The sequence below is a fragment of the Porcipelethomonas ammoniilytica genome, from assembly GCF_025567485.1.
Taxonomy (GTDB): domain Bacteria; phylum Bacillota; class Clostridia; order Oscillospirales; family Ruminococcaceae; genus Porcipelethomonas; species Porcipelethomonas ammoniilytica.
Genome location: NZ_JAOQKH010000029.1, coordinates 1 through 5,947, shown reverse-complemented (window position 1 = coordinate 5,947; position 5,947 = coordinate 1). Strand labels below are relative to the sequence as shown.

Annotated in this window: 3 protein-coding genes; all 3 read left to right on the top strand. The window is 39.0% G+C overall.

Annotation, left to right across the window (positions count from 1 at the left end; genetic code table 11):
- A partial coding sequence (locus tag OCV67_RS12235) for a SpaA isopeptide-forming pilin-related protein (RefSeq protein ID WP_262644625.1) occupies positions 1-4,933 on the top strand: 4,933 nt, incomplete at its 5' end.
- Between the two features lie 126 nt (positions 4,934-5,059).
- Entirely contained in the window at positions 5,060-5,782 is a 723-nt protein-coding gene (locus OCV67_RS12230) for a DUF3801 domain-containing protein (protein WP_147644235.1), read from the top strand.
- On the top strand, positions 5,757-5,947 hold a 191-nt coding region (locus tag OCV67_RS12225), incomplete at its 3' end, for a hypothetical protein (RefSeq protein WP_147644234.1). The genes OCV67_RS12230 and OCV67_RS12225, both read left to right, overlap by 26 nt.

The following is a 5,947-nucleotide window of genomic DNA, read 5'->3' as shown; positions in this document are numbered from 1 at the left end:
GGTCAAGAGCTTTTACGAAGCCTATGAAAAAAATATCAAGGCTGATGGGAAAAGCGTTTCATTTGCATCTACTCGTGAATCTGTAGCTGAAAGTAAAGCTGCTGCCTGCGGCAGCGATGGAACATACACATTCACTGACAAAAACGGTCAGCTGAATAATTTCGACGTTACGGTCAAGGACGGTTCAGTTGTTTCAAAATCAGCAACTCAGCTGAAAATCAAGGCTGAAGCCAATAAAACAGCATTGATAACTATGAAGCAAAACAATGTCAACGCTTCCGGCGAACGCTGCGGAATGCTCGTACTGACAAACGGATCAAACAATCAGACTATCACCAAGCTTCAGGCTGATCCCCGTGATTATTACGCAGCTGTAAAGGGCGTAGAAAACGGCAGCCTGTGGATAAAGAAAAGTTCTCCGGACGATAACAAGGTGGAAGGAATTACATTCCATATTACCGGTAACGGAATCGACGGAGACTACACCACAGGCAAAGACGGATATATCAGAATACCCGGTCTTAAGCCCGGCACATACAAGGTTTCGGAGAAAACCTCAAGTATTTACACAAATGTCCGTGATAAGACAGTAATAGTTGAGGCGGGAAAAACGGCGTATGTATTGTTCGTAAACACACTGAAAAAAGGTCATCTTGTTGTAACAAAATATACCGAGGATAAAGCTGAAGCCAATTTCACATTCGGTCTTTACTCAACAACTTCTGACGGTAAGGTATATGATACTTTTGACGATAAAATAACCACCTACATACAAGGCTCAGGTTACGGAAAAGCTTCATGGACTGAATTGCCGTTCTGGACCGAAGACGGAAAAGAATTAATATACGTTCTTACAGAAAAAAATGCACCTGACAGGTATGTGACTTTAGGTGAATTCGAAGGTTCCTTGTTATCTTCAGCTGATGACAACGGACTTATGATTCATTTGGACGTGGAAAATAAATTGAAACGTTCAAGTGTTCTTATTGTCAAAAAGGATTCGGAATCCGGAGACAATATTCCGCTTCCCGGAACAGAATTTCAGATACTTGATTCAAACGGAAATAAAGTAATTTTAACCGATGATGACGGTAATGAAACTGATACATTCGTGACCGATGAATCGGGACAGATTTTACTGCCCGAACCTCTGGTTTACGGTACGTATCAGTTGATAGAAACCAAAGCTCCGGACGGCTATGCTTTAGACAAAACCCCGATTGATTTTGCCATCACCGAGGACGGCGCTACCGTTCAGGTTGAGAAAATGAATACTCCGCAAAAAGGAACTATTACGATTTCAAAAATCGGAGATGTTTTTTCATCTGTTGAAAGCGAAGAAAATTCTTCTGCTGAAAGTGAAAAAAACAAAAAAATCTACTCTCCTGTCTTTGAAGAAAATTCTTTGAAGGGCGCAAAATTTGACATTATTGCAGCTGAGGATATTTACACTCCGGACGGTAATTTAAAAGTCGAAAAAGATACGGTTGTGGACACAATCACAACAGGCTCTGACGGTACGGCAACCTCAAAGAAACTGTATCTCGGAACATACCGAGTTGTTGAAATCGAAGCTCCGGAGGGATACGTCCTTGAGAACGGCGAAACCCTTGTCACTCTCGAATACGAAGGACAGGAAATAGCCGTAACCAACACAGGTACGTCCTTTAAGAACAATTACCAGCAGGTAAATATTACTCTGGAAAAGTATCTTGAATCCTCTGAGAAATACGGTATTAACGGTGAAGATTATGCACAGTACGTAAAATTCGGACTGTACGCTGCTGAAGAAATCACAGCTGCCGACGGTACGGTCATTCCCGAAAACGGACTGATTGAAACTATCGGTCTGACTGAGGATATGAAAGCGCAGTTTAACAAAAAACTGCCGTTGGGAAGTTATTATGTTCAGGAAATTTCCACAGATGAGCATTACATTCTCGACGATACAAAATATCCCGTAAATTTTGAATATTTAGGTCAGGATACGGCTGTTTCAGAAATTAAAATCAATGACGGAAAAGTTATTGATAATACTTTCAAAACAGGGCGTGTTGAAGGTCTGAAAGTTGACGCCGATGATAAGTCAAAATTATCGGGCGCAGTAATCGGTCTTTTCAATGCGGACGAAACTGATTTTTCAGAAGAAAATGCAATCGAAACTGTCGTTTCAGACGATGACGGTTCATTTAATTTTGAAGAAATCATTTTCGGAAATTATCTTGTCAAAGAGATCGAATCTCCGACAGGATATGTGCTTTCAGATGAGACGTTCCCCGTTGTTATTTCCGAAGATGGTGACGTAATTGAAATCACCATCAAAAATGAAAAAATCCGTGGAAGCGTTCAGGTCAAAAAATATGATTTAACAAATAAATCTAAGGCTCTGAACGGGGCAGTTTTTGAAATTTTCGCCGATAAAAACGGTAACGAAAAATTTGAAAATGATACCGATAAATCTTACGGATTTTTGAATGAAACTGGAAGCGGAATTTATCAGCTTGACGGTGTGGAATACGGCGGATATTTCTTAAAAGAAACCGTTGCTCCGGCAGGCTATGTTATCGATGAAAATTATTACTACTTTGAGATTCGTGAAAACGGAGAAATTGTAAATGTAAGTAATGATAAATCATCGGATAAATTCTTTAACGATGTTATCAGAGGAAATGTAAACGGTCTTAAAATCAATGCAGATGATAAGACTGAATTACAGGGTGCATTGATCGGTCTTTTCAATGCGGACGAAACTGATTTTTCAGAAGAAAATGCAATTGAAACTGTAACGTCAGATAAAGACGGAAGTTTCAAATTTACCGATATTGTTTACGGTAAATATAAGGTTGCTGAAATCGAAGCGCCGGAGGGATTCGTACTGTCTGAAAATATTTACGACGTCAACATCAACGTTAACGGAGTGACCATTGAAATTACGATCCGCAACAAGCCCATTAAGGGTAATGTTCTGATCGCAAAATATGACAGCGGAAATCCTCCTCAGATTCTGAACGGAGCGGTATTTGCAGTTTACAGGGACGTCAACGGCGATAAGAAATTTACTGGCGGTACTGATGAACTGTTAGGTAATATGACCGAATCCTCTGCGGGAATTCATGAGTATAAAGATTTACTGTACGGCGATTATCTCACCAGAGAAATCAAAGCTCCGGAAGGATACACTGTCGACAGAAATTATTACGCCTTTTCTATTAAGAAAGACGGTGAAACAGTCAAAGTCGGCAACAATGCGGACGGTAACTTTTACAATAAGGATATAAAGGGAAATATAGAAGGCGTTAAGGTCGGAGAATCCGACGAACCTTTAAGCGGCGCAGTTATCGGATTGTTCTCCGACGGCGAATCCGAATTCACAGCTGAAAACGCTCTTGCAGCGGTTACCACTGAAAAAGACGGCAAATTTATTTTCAAGGACATAGTATACGGAAAATATATTGTTGCCGAGATTCAATCCCCTACAGGATATATTCTTACAGAAGAAACATTCCCTGTTTCTATCAGTAAAAATAACGAGGTAATTACTGTAAAAATCAGTAATGAAAAAATCAGGGGCAATATCGAAGGTATTAAGATCGGAGAATCCGACGAACCTTTAAGCGGCGCAGTTATCGGACTGTTCGCCGATGGTGAATCCGATTTTTCAGCCGATAAAGCTGTAAAATCTGTTACAACAGATGAAAACGGCAAATTTGCCTTTGAGGACATTGAATACGGCAAATACATTGTTGCTGAAATTCAGTCTCCGGAGGGATATGTACTTACATCTGAAACATTTCCGGTAAGTATTGAAGAAAACGGTCAGGTAATAACCGTTAAAATTCATAATGAAAAAATCCGTGGAACAATAGAAGGCGTTAAGGTCGGAAAATCAGACGAACCTCTTGCAGGCGCAGTTATCGGATTATTCGCCAATGGCGAATCCGAATTCACTGCTGAAAACGCTCTTGCAACGGTTACCACTGAAAAAGACGGCAAATTTATTTTCAAGGACATAGTATACGGCAAATACATTGTTGCCGAAATTGAATCGCCGGAGGGATATATTCTTACAGAAAAAACCTTCCCTGTTTCCGTCAGCACAGATAATGAAGTAATTACTGTCAAAATCAGTAATGAAAAAATCAAAGGCAATATTGAAGGTATTAAGGTCGGAGAATCCGATGAACCTTTAAGCGGCGCAGTTATCGGTCTTTTCGCCGACGGCGAATCTGATTTAACCAACAGAAACGCTCTGGGTACTGTAACTACTGACGAAAACGGTAAATTTGTTTTTGAAAATGTAGAATACGGCAAATATATAATTGCTGAAATACAGCCTCCTGAAGGATATATTCTGACTAACCAGATCTATCCTGTGGAAATCAGTCAGAATACTCAAATCAGTATTACTATTGTCAACGTAAAAATCAAAGGCATCGTTGAGATAGAAAAATACGATTCCCTTACTGATGAAAAGCTGTCCGGCGCTGAATTTACCGTGTTTACAGATACAAACGGCAACGGTAAATTTGACGAGGGCGAACAGTACGGAGTTCTGGAGGAAGTTGAAACAGGCTTGTACAGGCTTGAAAATATTCCGTACGGCAGTTATTTCTTAAAGGAAACCAAATCTCCTGACGGATACTATATTGATGATAATTATTATAACTTCAAAATTGAAAACAACGGAGAAGTTGTAAAAATCACAAACAATGATTTGTCAGATAAATTTGTAAATCAAAAAATAACTACCACTACGACTACTACGGTCACTACAACAACTACCTTTACATCCGGAACCGTTCCGTATGTGACATATAATAATCCTTCACCGCTGACAGGAAGCAAAAAGATTCCAGCCGCTGTGTTCATTACAGGTCTGACTGCTTTCGGAGGCATGCTGCTTTTCAAACACAGAAAGCAGAATAAAAAATAAGTTGATTCTATAATTAACTTTCTTTCATCATAATTATTCCTCATATATAACTATTTTTCCTTTAAAGAGCGCTTCCCGTCTTTCGGGAAGCAGACTCTTTATTTATTAAAGATCAGAGGTGATCGAATGCAAAATGAAGATATATCAAAACAAATATATATGTTTGCATGTAATAACGTAAAGCAAGGACTGCAAATGCTTACTACATATTATATAAATAAAAAGGCTTTTGGGAAAAAAACGCTCCCTCAAAAACCCGAACTTCCTCAGGGAGAGCAAAGCCTGCAATCTCTGTATCAGCATGGTCAGCCTATGCTTAGTATTGTTGTTAATGGAGACGAAAAGCTTCACGAATTCCGAAAAACAGCTTCAAAATATAACTTGGATTTTGCAATTCAGCATGATCCGGAAACAAAGAAACATACTGTATATTTCAAATCCCGTGACAACAGCGTTATAGATAAAATCTTAACAAAATACGGCGAACAAAGCTTAGAGGATTTGCAATTCCAAAAGCAGCCGCTTAGCAGCGTGGATATCAGCGGCGATTCATCTCTGAGAAATTTCAGGGATATTGCAGCACGGTATAACGTTGATTTTGCAGTAAAACAAAATCCTAAAAGCAAACAGTATGTTATTTTTTTTAAAGCAAGAGACAACGAAGTTATGGAACGAGTGTTTAGGGAATATAAAGAACATGATTTAAAGGCTAAAGATTCGGTTTTAGAGAAATTAGCGGGTAATCAGGAAAAAGTTAAGGAAACGGCAAAGGAAGCTGAGAAAACTATGGAAAACGGTGTTAAAAAGGGAATGGAAAAAGTAAATGAAAACATTGAAAGAACACTTTAACAGTTTCCTGCAAAAGAAATATATAATTCCTCTGGTAATATCAGTTATTTCCTTTGTTGTAATGAACAAAACGTGTTGGTGTTATCATAATCTTTCGGGGGACGCTTTTACAAAAATTTACATAATTGCTGAAAATCCTCTGCAAATTTTCGGACTTCCGCTGAT

What these genes read in the sequence shown, in the direction of transcription:
- OCV67_RS12230 (WP_147644235.1), top strand. Translation starts at nt 5,060, where the DNA reads ATGCAAAATGAAGATATATCAAAACAAATATATATGTTTGCATGTAAT.